This window comes from Erythrobacter sp. SN021, from assembly GCF_021864455.1.
In genome coordinates, this window is the sequence record NZ_JAKKUW010000002.1 from 467,117 (window position 1) to 482,755 (window position 15,639).

General features: G+C 62.9%; 16 protein-coding genes. 10 read left to right on the forward strand and 6 right to left on the reverse strand.

Going from position 1 to position 15,639, the window contains the following annotated elements:
* Positions 1-57: 57 nt before the first annotated feature.
* The 3 genes from L5849_RS06915 to L5849_RS06925 are packed head-to-tail and all read right to left on the reverse strand — an operon-like array spanning position 58 to position 3,196.
* Positions 58-753, reverse strand: coding sequence for an SPOR domain-containing protein (locus tag L5849_RS06915; RefSeq protein ID WP_236924954.1), 696 nt, complete (start codon positions 751-753; stop codon positions 58-60).
* A gap of 2 nt (positions 754-755) precedes the next feature.
* Positions 756-2,495, reverse strand: a complete 1,740-nt coding sequence (gene argS / locus L5849_RS06920) for an arginine--tRNA ligase (protein ID WP_236924955.1) — start codon at positions 2,493-2,495, stop codon at positions 756-758.
* 47 nt (positions 2,496-2,542) lie between these two features.
* Positions 2,543-3,196: a hypothetical protein gene (locus L5849_RS06925; RefSeq protein ID WP_236924956.1), complete on the reverse strand. Its 654-nt coding sequence runs from the start codon at positions 3,194-3,196 to the stop codon at positions 2,543-2,545.
* Positions 3,197-3,293: 97 nt separating this feature from the next.
* On the opposite strand from L5849_RS06925, the gene ispH reads away from it, so the two are divergent.
* Genes ispH through rnhA form a run of 3 tightly spaced genes read left to right on the forward strand, consistent with a single transcriptional unit; the run spans position 3,294 to position 5,675 of the window.
* Entirely contained in the window at positions 3,294-4,277 is a 984-nt protein-coding gene (gene ispH, locus L5849_RS06930; RefSeq protein WP_236924957.1) for a 4-hydroxy-3-methylbut-2-enyl diphosphate reductase, read from the forward strand.
* A 1-nt stretch (position 4,278) separates the two neighbouring features.
* Positions 4,279-5,235, forward strand: coding sequence for a homoserine kinase (thrB, locus tag L5849_RS06935; RefSeq protein ID WP_236924958.1), 957 nt, complete (start codon positions 4,279-4,281; stop codon positions 5,233-5,235).
* Positions 5,232-5,675 (forward strand): ribonuclease HI, encoded by a 444-nt coding sequence (gene rnhA, locus L5849_RS06940; protein WP_236924959.1) that lies wholly within the window; start codon positions 5,232-5,234, stop codon positions 5,673-5,675. Before thrB ends, rnhA begins: the two co-directional genes overlap by 4 nt.
* A 6-nt stretch (positions 5,676-5,681) precedes the next feature.
* Here rnhA and L5849_RS06945 read toward each other — a convergent pair whose 3' ends face one another.
* From L5849_RS06945 to L5849_RS06955, 3 genes are read right to left on the reverse strand one after another with little or no spacing between them, the layout of a single operon-like run.
* Positions 5,682-5,858, reverse strand: coding sequence for a YegP family protein (locus L5849_RS06945; RefSeq protein WP_236924960.1), 177 nt, complete (start codon positions 5,856-5,858; stop codon positions 5,682-5,684).
* 58 nt (positions 5,859-5,916) lie between these two features.
* On the reverse strand, positions 5,917-7,014 hold the full coding sequence (locus L5849_RS06950) for an FAD-binding oxidoreductase (RefSeq protein ID WP_236924961.1): 1,098 nt from the start codon (positions 7,012-7,014) through the stop codon (positions 5,917-5,919).
* Positions 7,015-7,016: 2 nt separating this feature from the next.
* Positions 7,017-7,976, reverse strand: a complete 960-nt coding sequence (locus L5849_RS06955) for an alpha/beta hydrolase (protein ID WP_236924962.1) — start codon at positions 7,974-7,976, stop codon at positions 7,017-7,019.
* An 85-nt stretch (positions 7,977-8,061) separates the two neighbouring features.
* Between L5849_RS06955 and L5849_RS06960 the strand changes: the two genes are divergently transcribed.
* From L5849_RS06960 to L5849_RS06990, 7 genes are all read left to right on the forward strand, one after another.
* Entirely contained in the window at positions 8,062-8,778 is a 717-nt protein-coding gene (locus tag L5849_RS06960) for a prepilin peptidase (RefSeq protein WP_236924963.1), read from the forward strand.
* A 92-nt stretch (positions 8,779-8,870) separates the two neighbouring features.
* Positions 8,871-9,974, forward strand: a complete 1,104-nt coding sequence (gene cpaB / locus L5849_RS06965; protein ID WP_115416148.1) for a Flp pilus assembly protein CpaB — start codon at positions 8,871-8,873, stop codon at positions 9,972-9,974.
* Between the two features lie 41 nt (positions 9,975-10,015).
* The gene (locus L5849_RS06970) at positions 10,016-11,602 is read left to right on the forward strand and encodes a type II and III secretion system protein family protein (RefSeq protein ID WP_236924964.1); all 1,587 of its coding nucleotides are present in this window, start codon (positions 10,016-10,018) and stop codon (positions 11,600-11,602) included.
* 13 nt (positions 11,603-11,615) lie between these two features.
* Positions 11,616-12,263, forward strand: a complete 648-nt coding sequence (locus L5849_RS06975) for a CpaD family pilus assembly protein (RefSeq protein WP_236924965.1) — start codon at positions 11,616-11,618, stop codon at positions 12,261-12,263.
* A gap of 6 nt (positions 12,264-12,269) precedes the next feature.
* Positions 12,270-13,559, forward strand: coding sequence for a pilus assembly protein CpaE (locus L5849_RS06980; RefSeq protein WP_236924966.1), 1,290 nt, complete (start codon positions 12,270-12,272; stop codon positions 13,557-13,559).
* Between the two features lie 50 nt (positions 13,560-13,609).
* Positions 13,610-14,581: a type II secretion system F family protein gene (locus tag L5849_RS06985; RefSeq protein WP_115416144.1), complete on the forward strand. Its 972-nt coding sequence runs from the start codon at positions 13,610-13,612 to the stop codon at positions 14,579-14,581.
* Positions 14,582-14,601: 20 nt separating this feature from the next.
* Entirely contained in the window at positions 14,602-15,603 is a 1,002-nt protein-coding gene (locus L5849_RS06990; protein WP_236924967.1) for a type II secretion system F family protein, read from the forward strand.
* Positions 15,604-15,639 lie beyond the last annotated feature (36 nt).

Genomic DNA, 15,639 nt, shown 5'->3' on the forward strand with positions numbered 1-15,639 from the left:
CGCTAACACCCCAGCCGCGCAAGCGCGCGCTGTGTGCCAAGTGTGGAAATTCGGCAGCTACTTGACGAAACAGGCGAGCCCATCGGCTTTGAGCGCAGCGCATAGCCGGTTGGCGGAGGCGCGATCCCCGGCCAGCGCCTGCAGGCGATAGACGCGGCCGATATCGACCTGAGCCTCGACCACACGGTGCTTCACGCCATTGAGCGCTTCGGTCTGGCGGATCAGGTTCGACCACGCAGCCTGGGCATCGGCGCGGCGTGGATAAGCACCAACCTGAACCGCCGTGCCGGGCAGAGGCGCGCTGCGGCTTTCCGTATTGACCGTCGAGGCAATGGTTGGGCTGGCAGACTCGCCCGAACCCGCTGCGGGAGCGGCAGCCGGTTCGGCCAACTTTCCTTCGCGCGTCTGCCCTTCGCCCACGGCAAAGCTCGTGTCGCCCGTCCCGGCAAAGGTTTTGCCGCCCGGGTTTTCGGGCTTGGTCTTATAGGGGGCATCCGGCGCGGCGATTACACTGCCATCGGCCGGGGGCTCGTCGGAGGCCTGGTTGGAGAAGAACCAGATGCCACCTATGACCACGGCGAGCAGAGCCAGCGCGAGCACGCCCATGAGCCACAGGCGCGACGTGTCGAAGCCCGCCGCTTCCTCCTCGTCCTCACCAGCTTCGAGCCACGGCAGGCTTTCGTCATCGGCAAGGTCCAGCTGGCCCTCACCCTCCCAATCCTCGTCCGTATCGTAGGGCGTCGACGCCGCCATGCTCACATCTCCTCGACCGCTTCGACCCCCAGGATCGCAAGCCCGTTGCGGATCACCTGCCCGATCTGCGTAGCCAAGAACAGCCGCGCAGCGGTCAGTTCGGGATCGCCTTCCTGAATGATCCGTTTCGACGGATCGTCATTACCCGCATTCCAGAAACTGTGGAAGGCGGCGGCGAGATCGCCGAGGAAAAAGGCAATGCGATGCGGTTCGCGCGCCTTGGCGGCGGATTCGACCACGCGCGGGAATTGCGAAGCCTCGCGCACCAACGCGAGCTCTTCCTCGCCGAGACGGTCGAGGTGCGCATCGCTCGGCTCGACGCCTGCCTTGCGCAGGGTCGAATGGATGCGCGCATGCGCATATTGCAGGTAGAAGACCGGGTTGTCTTTCGAGGCCTCGACCACTTTGGCGAAGTCGAATTCCATCTGTGCGTCGGGCTTGCGGGTCAGCATGGTGAAGCGCACCACGTCCTTGCCCACCTCGTTCACGACATCCGCCAGCGTAACGAAAGTGCCCGAACGCTTGGACATCTTGACCGGCTCGCCGTCGCGCAGCAACTTGACCATCTGCACCAGCTTGACGTCGAACGGCACGTCGCGCCCCGCGCCCTTGGTCAGCGCGGCGACTGCGGCCTTGATCCGCTTGACCGTACCTGCGTGGTCGGCGCCCCAGATGTCGATCAGCGCGTCGGCCTTTTCGGCCTTCTGGAAGTGATAGGCGAGATCGGCACCGAAATAAGTCCAGGCGCCGTTCGACTTCTTGATCGGGCGGTCCTGATCGTCGCCGAATTCGGTAGAGCGGAACAGCGGCAGCTCGACCGGCTCCCAATCCTCGGGCGGAGCCTTGCCCTTGGGCGCTTCGAGCACGCCGTCATAGACGAAGCCGTGTTCGCGCAGCCAGGCTTCCGCCGCCTCGGGCTTCTTGGCCGCCTGCAATTCTGCTTCGGAAGAAAACAGGTCGTGATGGATGCCGAGCAGCGACAGATCCTCGCGGATCATTTCCATCATCGCGGCGACCGAGCGCTGACGGAACAGTTCCAGCCATTCACCTTCGGGCGCGTCCTTATAGGCCGGGCCGAACTCCTGCGCGAGCCGTTCCCCCACCGGCTTCAGATAGTCGCCGGGGTAGAGACCTTCGGGAATCTCGCCGATGTCCTCGCCCAGCGCCTCGCGATAGCGAAGGTGCGCGGAACGGGCGAGCACATCCACCTGACCGCCCGCATCGTTTACGTAATATTCGCGCGTGACACGATAGCCGGCCCATTCGAGCAGGCCCGACAGCGCATCACCCACCACCGCGCCGCGGCAATGGCCCATATGCATCGGGCCGGTCGGATTGGCCGAGACATACTCGACATTGACCGTCGCGCCCTTGCCCATGTCGGAACGGCCGTAATCCTCGCCCAGCTTTGAAATGGCGAGCAATTCGCGGCGCCATGCCTCGGGCGACAAACGCAAATTGATGAAGCCCGGACCGGCGATGGTCGCCTCGGTAATGTCGGGTTCGCGCTGGAGATGCTCGACGATCTTCTCGGCCAGCGCGCGCGGATTGGTCTTCGCCTGCTTGGCGAGGACCATCGCCGCATTGGTCGCCAGATCGCCATGCGCGGGGTCGCGCGGGGGCTCGACCGTCACATTGGCGCGCGATGTGTCGGCGGGCAGGACGCCCTCCATTTCGAGAGCGTTCAATACCGCGTCGATGCGAGCCACGAAGGCCGCGTGAAGTGTCTGCATGTCAGCCATGGCGCGCGCCTAGACTATCGGCGCGAAATGGCAAGATGCGAGCGCGCTTAGCGCGTGGCGTTGTAGCGGAGCTGGTCTTCGGTCAGTTGAAACCCGATCAGCAACTCGAAGGTGGCCCGCTGCACCGCTGCGCGCACGGCCGGATCGGCCAGCGGATCGAGTGCGGCGTCGGGATCGCCGGCCTTGCGCTTGCGGGTGATCTGTTCGCGAATGTCGGCCGGAAGCGTCGCGGCGCCGCGATCGACATAGGCCCCGGCAGTGCCCCGCGCCTGAGTGCGTTCCTGCCCGTCGGCGAATTGCAGGGTGACGCTTCCGACACGCTTCGTCACCACGGCCGATCCGCCGCGGACCACGGTCGAAAAATACGGCAACATAACTGACCGGGCGCCCCGCGTATCGGCACGGCGCGCGACCACATCGAATGTCGCTTCGGTATACACCCGGTCGCCCGTTTCTTCATTGCAGCTCGAACGAAGATTGGTGATCGCCGCCGTCACGTCGAGATCCGCCATCGTGGTCGAACCCGGGGTGCGAAAAGTGGTGATATCGCCGGTGTAATCGGGAATTCCCACGGCAGGACACGTCGTCCGAACTGCGGAAATGCCGACGCCCTGATCGACGACCAGTTCACCTTCCCTTGCGCAACCGGCCAACGCCAGGCCAAGGGCAAGCGCGGGAAGAAGGCGAGTACGGATGGTCATGCGGCTAATTTCCCTTTTGCGGTCATTCGAATTCATAGCCCCTGGAGGCTGTGGCTTGCCCTAGCTTGGCCCGCGCGAAAGCGCTAGAGGGCGACACATGAATGCCCCCTTTCCATCCACGCCTGCCGTTTCCGATGGCGACCCGCGCCTCCCGCTCAAACTGCTGATCGCTGCGCCCCGCGGCTTTTGCGCCGGTGTCGATCGGGCGATCGAAATTGTCGAGCGGGCGCTGCAAAAATATGGTGCCCCGGTCTATGTCCGGCACGAGATCGTGCATAATCGCTATGTCGTCGACAGCCTGAAAGCCAAGGGCGCAATCTTCGTCGATGAACTGGACGAGGTGCCCGACGATGCGCCGGTCGTGTTCAGCGCGCATGGTGTTCCCAAGACCGTCCCGGCGGAGGCCGAGCGGCGCAAGATGCTCTATGTCGATGCCACCTGCCCATTGGTGAGCAAGGTCCACCGCCAGGCCGAGCGTCAGATCGAAAAGGGGCAGCACATCCTGTTCATCGGCCATGCCGGCCATCCGGAAGTCATCGGAACGATGGGGCAGGTTCCCGAGGGCCGGATCACTCTGGTCGAAACCGTCGAGGATGTCGCGAAACTGGATTTCTCGCCCGACGATGCGCTTTCCTATCTCTCGCAAACCACGCTTTCGGTGGACGATACGCGCGATATCATCCGCGCCCTGGAAGAACGTTTCCCGCAGATTGTCGCGCCCAAGGCGGAGGACATCTGCTACGCCACCAGCAACCGGCAAGCCGCCGTCAAGCAGATCGCGGCGAGCTGCGATCTGGTGCTGGTCATCGGTGCGCCCAATTCCTCGAACTCGCTCCGGCTTGTCGAAGTCGCGGATCGGATGGGCACCGAGGCGAGACTCATCCAGCGCGCCGACGAAATCGATCCGAGCTGGCTCGAAGGCGTCGGCACCGTGGGCCTTACCGCCGGGGCATCGGCTCCGGAGAAGCTGGTACGCGAGGTCGTCGATCGTTTGTCCGACTGGCGGCTGGTCGACGAGGAAATCGTCACCTCGGCCGAAGAGAACATGATCTTCAAGCTCCCTCGCCAACTCACCGAATAACGTGGCCGTCTATACCCACCTCGGCGCGGAGGAGCTGGCGCGCCTCATCGCGCATTACGATGTCGGCGATCTGGTTTCCGCCAAGGGCATCGCGGAAGGCGTGTCGAATTCGAACTGGCTGGTGGAAACGAGCGAGGGGCGTTTCATCCTCACCATGTACGAGCGGCGGATCGACACGGCGGATCTGCCTTTCTTCCTGGGTCTGCTCGATCATCTTTCGGAAGCCGGCTGCCCGGTGCCGCGTACGATTCACGATAGTGCGGGCGATGCCTGGCGCATGGTCGATGGCAAGGCCGTAGCCCTCATCGAGTTTCTGCCAGGCGTTTCGCCGACCAGTCCGGAACCTGGGCAAGCCCGCGCGGTAGGAAGCGCGCTGGCACGGGCGCATCTGGCAGCCCATGATTTTCCCAGGGCAAGACCCAACGATCTGGCCCCCGCCGATACGCTGGCCATCTTACGACAATGCGGAACAGCCGCCCTGCACGGTATCGATACGGAGCTTCCCGCCATTCTTGAGATCGGCGCGGGCATTTTGCGTAAGTGGCCCGAGGAATTGCCGCAATCGATCATCCATTCAGATCTTTTCCCGGACAATGTGCTGATGCTCGGCGAGCGGGTTACGGGAATGATCGACTTCTATTTCGCTTGCACCGGCGCCATGGCCTACGATCTGGCAGTGACCCATGCGGCCTGGTGCTTCGACGCCTGCGGAGAGCAGTTCGACGAGCGGCTCGGCCGCGCGCTTGTCGAAGGCTATGAAGAAACCCGTCCGCTGAACGAAATCGAACGGTCGGCCTTGCCCTTATTGGCCGAAGGAGCCTGTCTGCGGTTCATCGCCAGCCGTGCGCAAGATTGGCTCGACACGCCCGAGGATGCCTTGGTCCAGCGAAAGAACCCGATGGATTTCATGCGGCGGCTGGAATTCTATCGTGCAGCAGGTCAAAGCGCCTTCGCATGAAAAAGGTCGAAATTTTTACCGATGGTGCCTGCAAGGGAAATCCTGGTCCGGGTGGCTGGGGGGCGCTGCTGCGAATGGGGCCGCATGAGAAGGAAATCAGCGGCGGCGAAGCCGAGACCACCAACAACCGGATGGAGATGACCGCTGCCATCAAGGCCTTGGGCGCATTGATCGAGCCCTGCCAAGTCGATCTCTACACCGATAGCAAATATCTGATCGACGGGATCACCAAGTGGGTCCACGGCTGGAAGAAACGCGGTTGGGTGAATGCCAGCCGCAAACCGGTCCGCAATGCGGAACTGTGGCACGACCTGATCGAATTGACCGAACGGCACAATGTCGAATGGCACTGGGTCAAAGGCCATTCAGGCCATGAAGAAAACGACCGCGTGGACCGCCTCGCCAGCGACGAGGCAGACCGTATCGCGCGCCAGGGCTAGCCCTGACTAGCTGTTGTCGACGACTTCGGCCCCCGGGCCGTTCTTCTTGATCGAATCGATGGCATTCTGCGCACTCGCCTTCGACGAATATCCTTCGGTCGAGAACATCACTTCGGCGTTATATTTGAAGCGCACGCGGAATTCTCCCGCCTTGTCCTTGTAGATTTCGAAATGGTGGCCCATCGGTCGTCGCTCCTACTCTACGGGGGGTTCACCACCCTAGCGCGTATCGCGCCCTTGGCTAGGCTAAGCGGGCGGGCGAGTAGAGGTCCGCATCGAGGTGCCCGGTCATCGCATCGCGCTCTTCGTCCAGCAAAAGCTGCCGGGCGAGCCGCGCCGCAGCGGGAGCCGTCTGGATCCCGAACCCGCCCTGCCCGGCGAACCAGGCGAAACCGGCGGCCTCAGGATCGTAGCCATAGACCGGGCGCCGATCCGCGGTGAAGCTGCGCAGTCCCGCCCATTTGTGCTCTACCGCCATCACCTTCCAGTCGACGACTTCCTCGAGCCGCGCGATCGCTTCGGCAACTGCCAGTTCCTCCGGCGCCGCGTCGCAGGGCTCGCTCGGCTCCTCATCGTGCGGGCTGAGCCACAGGCGGCCCGATTCGGGCTTGAAATAGAAGCGCCCGCGAATGTCGAGCACCAGGGGAAGGTCTTCGTCGACGGGCGGGTCTACCCGTACCTGCGCGACCGTCCTGCGGTAGGGAACGATGCCGGCAGGCTTTGCGCCGGCAATCCTTGCCAATTCGTCGGCCCATGCGCCTGCCGCATTCACTACGACTGCGGCGCGGAAGGTTTCCCCACCTGCGACAGCGATAGTCCATTCCCCCTGGCCGCGATCGAGATCGACGACACGTGCTCTGCATTCGAGCCGGGTACCGCCCTCGCGCGCCAAGGCCAGATAGTGCGAGTGCAACGCAGCCACATCGATATCCGCGCATACCGGTTCCCAAATCGCATCGGACCAGACGCGCCGGACTCCGGGCAATTTCTTCTGGATATCCGCGCGGCCCATGTGCTGGATCGAGGCTCCGGTCGGAACGAACCGTCGCATGAATTGCGTCACCAGCTCCTCGTCGCCCTCCCTGGCGATATACAGGGCACCGCGCTGGCGCAGAAAGCCGTTGTCACGCAAAAAAGGCCCCGAAGCGAGCGTCAGCGGCACGATTTCAGGCCCGCCGTAACATTCTTCCCAGAACGCCGCCGAGCGCCCCGTTGCATGATAGCCCGGGCGCTCTTCCCCCTCCAGCAGAAGCACACGGGCACCGCCCGCGGACAATTCAGCGGCGAGGCTGGCCCCCGCGATCCCGGCACCAACGATGGCAAAATCGTAAACGGTCATGGTCATTTCCGCGGGGCCACGCGATCGAGGAATTCGTCGATACCCGCCAGCGCGCGCTCACGCACGGGATCGACTTCGCGAAGGATTTCGTGATGCGCCTCTTCCCCGAACTCGATCAGTTCGCCGCGGGGCAGGCGCCGCGCCGCGCGGACGGCCGCCGCATGATCGACCAGCCTGTCCGCCGAGGTGCTGACTATAAGGACGGGAACCCGGACGGCTTCCATCGCCCCCGCCTCGCCCAATCGGCGGGCCGAAGCGTAGGCGCGCTCTACCCAGCCCCAGCTTCCCGGCCCCATCACCAGCTCGGGCCGTTTTTCGCGCCACCACAGCTCGTCCGCATAGCGGTCGGCATCATGAGTGAGTAGGTCGCGGCGGCGGGCGGGCATTTCACCGGGCTTTTCACTCCACTTCCACGCCGGCCGTGTCGGCTTGCCGATCCGGGTCATCACTCGCGCGACACCATGAAGCACAGCCAGGGGTAGGGGCGGCCCCGCCATGCCGATCATCGGCGCGCTCAGAACCACTGCTTCGGGATCGACGAGACCATCGACCAGTGCGCGCATCACCACATGCGCACCCATCGAATGGGCAACGAGGATATGCGGCCCAGGTGTTTTCGCTTTCCACGCCTTCCACAGACAGGCGAGGTCTTCGCTCCAGGTCGCGAAATCGTCGATATGGCCGGTAACAGCATCGCCGCCCAGCCTGCCGGAGCCCGCCTGACCTCGCCAGTCGGCCGCCGTGACACGCCAACCTGCGCGATGCCAGTGATCGAGCGTTTCGAGGTATTTTTCGTAAAAATCACCCCGTCCCGGGAGGAACAGCAGCGAACCGCGCCCGCCTTCGTCTACCCCCGGCCAGTCGATCCGCCTGATGGCGTGCCCATCGGCCAGCGTGAAAGTCGATTCTTTTGCCGGAGGGGGAATAACGCGGCGGTCGATTGTCTGGTGTGACGCTGACATGCCGGTGATCTCGACCTCCTCAATGGTTACTTTTTGGTAAGCACGCTCGTGTAGCACCTCCCGTCAAGGAAGCGTCGGGGGCGTCATGCAAAGCCAGATTTTCACCTACGTATTGCTTGCCGGGTTGGCAATCGCACTCCTCTGGGTAATCGTCACCGACCTCAAGAGCCGGACGATCAGCAACAGGCTGACGATGACGGTGGCACTCGGCGCGCCGCTATACTGGCTGTCGATCGGGCTGCCGCTATGGCCCGGGATTGCGTTTCAACTGGGTTTGGCAGCCGTCGTTTTCGCGGTCTGCTGCGTACTCTTCGCCATCCGCCAGATGGGGGGTGGAGACGTAAAGCTGCTCACGGCCCTTTCCTTGTGGATACCGCCTTCGCAATTCACCTTTTTGCTGGTGGCCATGGCGATGCTGGGGTGGGTGCTGACCATGGCCGTCGGTGCCTGGCGGGTGGCCCATTCCAATGCCTTCAAGACCAGCCCTGCGCGCGATTCCGCGCTGTTGGTTCTGGGCACCTTGATTGCCGTGCTTTTCGCCAGCGCCGTGCTCGGCGGGCCGACGCTGCCCGTGCCGGAGGGTTTGGTCGAAACGACTTCTTCCAGCCCCCTTGCGGCCATCGCTGTGATACTCGCTCCATTCGCCATCTTGCTCGTGGTCACCCTTGGGTCGATCCGCATCATTCGGCGGCACGAGCGCGATCTCTGGGTTCCCTATGGCCCAGCTATTTCGCTCGCCGGTATCTGGATCGTCGCCAGCGGGCAGTTGCTGGCCGCCCACCCGGCCATGACCGGCGGCTGAGAACGCGATTTTAACCAATTCGACCCTACAGCACGAACCCATACTTGCCCGCACCGGGATTCCGCGGGCCGAACGAGAGAGGCTAGACAGCCATGGATAGGAAGAAACTGGTTCTGCTGGTCGCCGCACTGATCGTTGCAGTGGGTACGGCGCTCATCGCGCGGAGCATGTTTGCCGGTGCGAGCGCGCCTCAGGCCGAAGCCGCCCAGGTCGAAGCGCGCGGTCCCAAAGTCCTCGTCGCGCAGCGGGCGCTGCCTGTAGGCACAATCATAACGGCCGACGCGATCGGGTACCAGCTCTGGCCCGAAGAACTGGTTCAGGACGCTTACTTCCTCGACGGCGAAGCCGATATGAACAAGCTTCTCGGTACGGTTGTTCGTCACCCGATAACCGCCGGCGAACCGGTCACGCAGGGTTCGCTCGTCGCGCCGGGCGATCGCGGCTTCCTCGCCGCCGCCCTCGCCCCGGGCATGCGGGCCATTACCGTTCCCGTCACCGCTCAGTCGGGTGTGGCCGGATTCGTCTTTCCCGGCGACCGTGTCGACATGGTGCTGACCCAGGAAGTGGGGGGCAATGACGGCGCAAGCCTGAACGCGTCGGAAACCATTCTACGTAACCTTCGCGTCCTGGCTACGGACCAGTCGACCGTTTCGGAACAGGCCGAAGACGGTTCGACGGTGGTGAAGGAATTTCGCACCGTCACACTCGAGGTCACGCCCGTCATAGCCGAGAAGATCGCCGTGGCGCAGACGATCGGTACGCTTAGCCTTTCGTTGCGCTCGCTGGCCGACAACCAGACCGAGCTCGAGCGCGCGATCGCCGCAGGCGACATCGCCATTCCCGACGACGCGACTCCCGAAGAGGAGGAACGCATCTTGCGTCAGGCCATGGCGCGCCCCGACGACGGGAAAAGCACTTATGTGACCGGCGGCGACGTCTCGCGTTTTCAGCGTCGCACGGTACCGCCGCAGGGCGCGGTAGCGGGTCCGCCGCCGCCCCAATCAGCCGGGGAACCGAGCATGCCCGTCCGCCAGGGGCCGAGCGTGCGCGTCACCCGTGGCAAGGAAACGGAACGCGTCCCGGTCGGCGCCGCCAAGATCAGCGCCGTGACCGGCGTCATCAAGGGCGGGCAGGCCGATGGAACCTCGCTACCAGCCACGATCGGGCCGGTCGCGCAGCCGGTTGCCGTCGCATGAGCCGGAAAGAAAAAACGGGTAGCCAATCAGGGGGCACATCCATGAAACGTCGACTTAACACGAAATTGCTGGTCGCCAGTCTGGCCATCGCGCCACTGGCCAGCGCGCCGACGAGCGTCGCGACAGCCCAGTCGATCGTGAGCCCGAGCTCGGAAATCGTGCTTTCGATCGGTCGCGGCGAATTGGTCAACGTCCCCGGCGCCATGGCCGATGTCTTCATCGCCAACGACCAGATTGCCGACGTTCAGGTGAAATCCCAGCGTCAGCTCTACGTCTTCGGCAAGGCGGGCGGCGAAACCACGATCTACGCCAGCAACCGGGCCGGAGACATCATCTGGTCGGCCAATATCCGCGTCGGTTCCAACATCGGCAGCATCGATCAGCTTCTCGCGCTGGCCATGCCCCAGGCGAAGATATCGGTCGCGACCATGGGATCCAATGTCATTCTCCTCACCGGAACCGTTGCCGGTCCCGAGGATGCGGAAGAAGCACAGCGCCTGGTGGAAGCCTTTGTCGGGGAAGATGCGAATGTCATCAGCCGGCTGCGCATGGCCACCCCGCTGCAAGTGAACCTGCAGGTTCGCATCGCCGAGGTAAGCCGCAGCTTCGTGCGGGCGCTCGGCGTCAACCTGACCAGCATCGACAGCAGCAGCGGGTTCAAGTTCGGCATCGGCCAGGGAAGGCAAGGCGCAATTCCCGAATTCACCCCCGGAAGGGCGCTGGGAACCGGTTCGAAGATCATCGAAAGATTCTTGAATCCCGTGACCGGAGAGATCGAGGAATTGCCCGGCTCCACCGTCAACCCGATTTCGCCGGGCACTACCTTGGGGGCATTCGGCAAGTTTCTCGGTCTCGACATCGGCGCCGCGCTCGACCTGGCAGAAACCGAAGGGCTCGTGACCACGCTTTCGCAGCCCAATCTCACCGCGCTTTCGGGCGAAACGGCCGAATTCCTGGCCGGTGGCGAATTCCCGATTCCGCTGAGTCAGGGCCTTGGCACAACCTCGATCGAATATAAGAAATATGGCGTAAGTCTGGCCTATTCGCCGACCGTGCTTTCGAACGGTCGTATCTCGATGCGCGTACGTCCGGAAGTATCGGAATTGTCCAGCCAGGGCGCGATCACGCTGGAAGGTTTCCAGGTGCCCGCATTGGTGACCCGCCGCGCGGAAACCACTGTCGAGCTGGGCTCGGGCCAGAGCTTCATGATCGCCGGCCTGTTGTCGAACAACGCGACCAATACGATCGACAAGGCTCCGGGCCTCGGCGATGTTCCGATCCTCGGCAACCTGTTCCGATCGACCACTTACCGCAAGGGCGAAACCGAACTGGTGATCGTCGTGACTCCTTATCTGGTGAAACCGATCGACGGAAACGACATCAAGCTGCCGACCGACGGTTTCCGCAAGCCGACCGAATTCCAGCGCCTGCTCGGCTTCCAGCAAAGCGACGGCGTGACCGGCGGCGACCGTCCGAAACCACGAGCCGTTCAGTCGCAGCCTGCCGCACCTGCTATTTCGCAAGGAACGCCGGTTGACGGTGGCGATCAGCAAGCATCAGACGGGAAAACCGAAGCGCGTCGCAACGAGCGGACCGCCTCGGCCAAGCCCGGTTTCAGTTTCGAATAAGGGGACGCGTAACATGGCTATCGCATTCAATCGCAAGCTCGCCGGTACGCTGGCCGCCTCGCTCGGCCTCGCACTGAGCGCCTGCGGCGGTTTCCCGACCGAAAACCGTTCGCTTTACAGCGCTCGTCAGCCCGTTGTCGAACGGACCAACTTCACGCTCGACATACGCACTGCGGGCGATGGCCTGCCGCTCGGCGAGCAGCGCCGTGTCGCGGGCTGGTTCGACGCCATGGAACTTGGCTATGGCGATCGCATCTCGCTCGACGATCCGACCGCCAATCCGGCCGTGAGAGAGGATCTCGCCGCTCTCGCCGGGCGGCATGGCCTGCTGGTCAGCGAGAATTCCCCGGTCACTCCCGACTACATCGATCCGGGTGAGGCGCGCATCGTCATAACCCGTTCGACGGCAAGTGTTCCCGGGTGTCCCGACTGGTCGGCCAACAACGAAGCAAACGAATATAACGCAACCTACCCTGGTTACGGCTGCGCGGTGAACGGCAATCTCGCTGCGATGATCGCAAACCCGGAAGATCTCATTTCGGGACAGAAGGGCTCGGGCGAGACCGTGGTCACCACTTCGACCAAGGCGATCGAAGCCTATCGCGAAAAGGCTCCGACCGGCGCGGGCGGTCTGTCGCAAGTCAGCAGCAAGGGAGATTAAGCAGCCATGAGCGCTTCACTCAAATCCGGCATGGCGGGCAACCGCGACGCCTTTGCGGCCTATATCTGCGACGATAATGCTCTCGATGTACTGCGCCCGGTGGTGATTGAGCTCGGCTGGCAGCCCGAGAAATGCAATAAGGGCGGATTACGCAACGCGATTCAGTCTCTATCGGTTTCGGCCAGCCCCAACATCTTGATGGTGGACCTTTCCGAAAGCGGCGACCCGCTGAACGACATCAACGCGCTGGCCGAAGTCTGCGAACCGGGCACGGTGGTGATCGCCATCGGCCAGGTCAACGATGTGCGCCTGTATCGCGACCTGCTCGCAAGCGGCATCCACGATTACCTGCTCAAGCCGTTATCGGCCAATATGCTGCGCGATTCGCTCAATCAGGCGCAGGCTGTTTTTCTCGCTCCCCGCACCGGCGAAGCCGAGGGCGTCAAACGCCATATGTCGACTGCCGTTATTGGCACGCGGGGCGGCGTTGGCGCATCCACGCTCGCGACGTCACTCGCCTGGCTCTTCGCCACCGAGAAACACATGCCGACCGCCCTGCTCGATCTCGATGTGCATTTCGGCACTGGCGCTCTGGCGCTCGATCTCGAACCCGGTCGCGGGCTGACCGACGCGATCGACAATCCGAGCCGGATCGACGGGCTGTTCATCGAACGCGCGATGATCCGCGCGAGCGACAATCTCGCGATCCTTTCGGCAGAGGCGCCGATCAATCATCCGCTGATGACCGACGGTTCGGCTTTCGTGCAGTTGCAGGAAGAGTTCAGGCATTCATTCGAAATGACCGTGCTCGACATGCCGCGCAATATGATGATCAATTTCCCTCACCTGCTCAACGATATAAACGTCGTCGTGCTCGCCACCGAAATGTCGCTGGCCTCGGCCCGCGATACGATCCGCATCCTTTCGTGGCTCAAGACGAATGCACCGCATTCGCATGTCGTGATCGCGGCCAACAAGGTTCAACCGGGGGCTGCCGAAATCAGCAAGGCCGATTTCGAAGCCTCGATCGAGCGCAAGATCGATGTGACGATCCCCTACGATCAGAAGGCTGCGGCCAATGCCGCCAAGCTCGGCAAGACTTTCGTCGATGCCAATAGCGGAGCCAAGGCGACGGGAGTGATCAAGCAGCTTTGCGCCCGCGTCATCGGTATCGGCACCGAAGAGGCCGATGCGGCCGAGGAGACCGGCGCGAAGAAATCGCTGCTCGGCGGTTTCGATTTCAAGAATCTGCTCGCGAAGAAAAAGGACGCACCGGCCGCCCAGCCTGTGGAATGACCGCACCCAGGACGCGCTTCGGGTAGCTTGCAAATGGACGGAGACTACGCATGAATATCATCCAGCCGGTGCTTGTGGCCGTCGGGGTCCTCGCCTTGCTGGCGATAGGATACGCCATGCTCTCCGGCCCGAATGCGGCCAAGGCGAGCCAGCGGCGGCTGGAGCAGCTTCGCTATCGCCATTCGGAAAGCACCGACGCCAAGGTCGAATCCCAGCTCAAAAAGGCCATTGCCGCGCGCAAGCCGAAAATGCAGCGAGTCGCCGGATCGACCTCGCGGATCGAGGCGCTGGCCAATCGGCTCGACCGAACCGGAAAGGGATGGACGCTCAGCCAATATGCCTATGCATCGCTCGGACTGGGCATCGTCGTGACGCTGCTCATGTTCCTGCGCAGCGGATCGCCGGGCCTGTCCCTTGCCATCGGCGTACTGGTGGGGGCGGGATTACCGCATTTCATCGTCGGGCGTACGATCAAGAAGCGCACCAACAATTTCAACGCGAAGTTCCCCGATGCCATCGAACTGCTCGTGCGTGGCCTGCGCTCGGGCCTTCCGGTGACCGAGACCCTGGCGGTCGTCGCGCAGGAGGTCCCCGGCCCCGTCGGCGAGGAATTCAAGGGCGTCGTGGAGCGTATCAAGATCGGTCGCACGATGGAGGATGCCCTTCAGGAAACGGCGGACAGGCTCGGTATTCCGGAATTCAACTTCTTCTGCATCACCCTCGCCATCCAGCGCGAAACCGGCGGTAACCTCGCCGAAACCCTGTCCAATCTTTCGGACGTGCTGCGCAAGCGGGCGCAGATGAAACTCAAGATCAGGGCCATGAGCTCGGAATCGAAGGCTTCGGCCTATATTGTCGGCGCCCTGCCCTTCATCGTGTTCGGGCTGATCTGGTGGATCAACCCGACATATATCGGCGGCTTCTTCGAGGATGACCGTCTGATCGTAACCGGCCTCGGCGGCCTCGTGTGGATGAGCATTGGCGCCTTCATCATGGCCAAGATGGTCAGCTTCGAGATCTGAGCTGGGGAAGGACTAGACTTATGGACGCTGCAACCGGCCCCACCCTTCTCGGCTTCGATGTCTATCTGGTCGGCTCGATCCTCATCGGGATCGCGGCCGCCGCCATGGTGTTCGCGATCTACACCGCGGTCACCATCAAGGACCCGATGAGCAAGCGCGTAAAAGCGCTCGAAGGTCGCCGGGAAGAGCTCAAGATGGGCCTTGTTACCTCGTCCGCCAAGAAGCGGCAGAGCTTGGTTCGCAAGACCGACACGACCGAGAAGATCAAAGACACGCTCGGCAAGATGAAAGTGTTGCAGGAGAGCCAAGTAGAGGGCGTTCAGCAAAAGCTGGCCCATGCAGGCATCCGCAACAAGGAACTGGCGATCGTTATCATCGGCCTGCGCGCCGTTCTGCCGGTGCTGCTGGGCGGCCTCGTATTCGTATCCGTCTTCTTGCTCGATACCTTTCCCGAATGGGGTCCGATGAAGCGCAACGGTGCGCTGATGCTGGCCGTGTTTCTCGGATACAAGGGTCCGGAAATCTACCTCAGCAATCTGGCGTCCAAACGTTCGGACGCGATCCGGAAGGGCCTTCCGGATGCGCTCGACCTACTGGTCATCTGCGCGGAAGCGGGCCTGACCGTCGATGCTGCCTTCAACCGGGTGGCGAAGGAACTGGGCCGCGCCTATCCGGAACTGGGCGAAGAGTTCGCGCTCACCGCTATCGAATTGTCCTTCCTCAACGAACGGAAGAAAGCCTTCGACAACCTCGCCTACCGCGTCGATCTGGAGGCGGTGAAGGGCGTCGTCACCACCATGGTCCAGACCGAACGCTATGGTACCCCGCTAGCTTCCGCTTTGCGCGTCCTTTCGGCCGAATTCCGCAACGAGCGTATGATGCGCGCCGAGGAAAAGGCCGCGCGCCTGCCGGCCATCATGACCGTGCCGCTGATCATGTTCATCCTGCCGGTCCTGTTCATCGTCATTCTCGGACCGGCGGCCTGTTCGATCGCCGACGCCTTCAGCGGCGGTATCGGGTAACCCGCTTCTCCTGCGCCAGTCGCACAGGAAGCCTGG